This is a genomic window from Stenotrophomonas sp. 05L44_2 (genome assembly GCF_056665995.1).
This window is the reverse complement of sequence record NZ_JBFTNR010000960.1, coordinates 1-1,240: the sequence shown is the minus strand read 5'-3', so window position 1 is coordinate 1,240 and position 1,240 is coordinate 1. Positions and strand designations below refer to the sequence as shown.

At 66.1% G+C, this 1,240-nt stretch carries 3 protein-coding genes; all 3 read right to left on the bottom strand.

Translation table 11 applies throughout. From position 1 onward, the window contains the following. A partial coding sequence (locus AC1VAN_RS22320) for a lysozyme (RefSeq protein ID WP_480986801.1) occupies nt 1–311 on the bottom strand: 311 nt, incomplete at its 3' end. A gap of 3 nt (nt 312–314) precedes the next feature. Continuing rightward, nucleotides 315–851: a glycoside hydrolase family protein gene (locus tag AC1VAN_RS22315; RefSeq protein ID WP_442252148.1), complete on the bottom strand. Its 537-nt coding sequence runs from the start codon at nt 849–851 to the stop codon at nt 315–317. Further along, on the bottom strand, nt 848–1,045 hold the full coding sequence (locus AC1VAN_RS22310) for a hypothetical protein (RefSeq protein ID WP_025874660.1): 198 nt from the start codon (nt 1,043–1,045) through the stop codon (nt 848–850). The genes AC1VAN_RS22315 and AC1VAN_RS22310 overlap by 4 nt, the downstream gene beginning before the upstream one ends. Between the last annotated feature and the right edge of the window lie 195 nt (nt 1,046–1,240).

Here is a 1,240-nt window from a genome sequence, read left to right as displayed (position 1 = left end):
GTATGACAGGCGGCGAGGTCGTTGCGCAACCGGAGACTGCCAGCACGCAGGCCAGCAACCACCGCTGTTTCCACTTCGGCCGCACGTTCTCGATCTTGTTCATGCTGTTCTCCCAGCGAGGCCATCGCCCCGGTCTGTACCGCCTGCCGTTCGCGCGCTGCGCGCTCGGCCTGCATTGCCTCGGCGTGCTGCAGCGACGCAACCTCTGCCTTTGCGGCATCGCTGCGATCGCCACGCCAGCCCCAGCCTGCCGCGAACATCACCGACGACCACAGCGCCAGCAGCGCAATCGCAATCAATGTGCGTGGCATCCCTCACTGCTCCGCCAGGCAGCGGGCATGACGCTGTTGCTGCCGTTGCCATACGCCCCAACACACCTTGTTGGGCTGTCCGTTGACCCGGGTCGAGCAGTCGTAGCCCCCTGCCCGCTTCCACAGCAGCAGCGCATCGCACGCTTGGCGGTACTCACCTCGCAGGAGATGCCGGCGCGTGGATGATCCATTCCAGTTGCCGATCCCATACTGGTAAAGGAAGTCGACATAGGTGTCGTACTCACCCTGTGTCAGCGCGACGCCCGGCAACGATGCGCGGAACTGCGATTCCTCGCGCGCCAGGTGCGCTTCCACGGTGCGCAGCGCACGGACGGGCGTAGTCCGGTCTCCGAGCCGGACCGGCGTGCCGTCCTCGCGCCGGGTCGAGCCAAAACCATAGGTAGGCCGATCATTGCGGGTCGGCACCACCGCCGCGTCGGTATAGCCCTCATGCTCGACAATGGCGATCAGGCCTGCGGCACTGAGGACCAGCGCGGCAACCAGGTGGCGCAGCGGCAACGCTGTGGGCGGCGTACTCATTCGCGTCCCTTCCGCCGCCACTCGCGCAGCCAGCGCCAGCACAGGTAAGCGATCTGTGCGGCGAGATAGATGATGGTCAGGACCACCACCAGGCGGTCCAGGGTGATGCCGGCGGCAAGTGCACCGGCAACGGTTACCGGCGGAGCCGATTTGGCCGCCGCTGCGCCCACTGCGCTGAAGATTTCTTCTTTCATGGAAAGTCCAGGATTTGATGCTGGCCACGACATACCGAGGTGGCCGGGAGAGGTGCCCGTCTCGCTGCCGGCTGGGCGCGAGGGTTCATCCGGTCGGGAGACGGGCGAAAGTTGAGCCCACCGCTCATGCGGCCTGGGCGATGCCTTCCATCCAGCCGCGCACGCGCTGGAAGCCCAGCTCGACCAGGTTCAGGT

Coding starts and splice junctions, on each gene's coding strand:
- AC1VAN_RS22310 (WP_025874660.1), bottom strand. CDS start 1,045: ATGAAAGAAGAAATCTTCAGCGCAGTGGGCGCAGCGGCGGCCAAATCG.
- AC1VAN_RS22315 (WP_442252148.1), bottom strand. CDS start 851: ATGAGTACGCCGCCCACAGCGTTGCCGCTGCGCCACCTGGTTGCCGCG.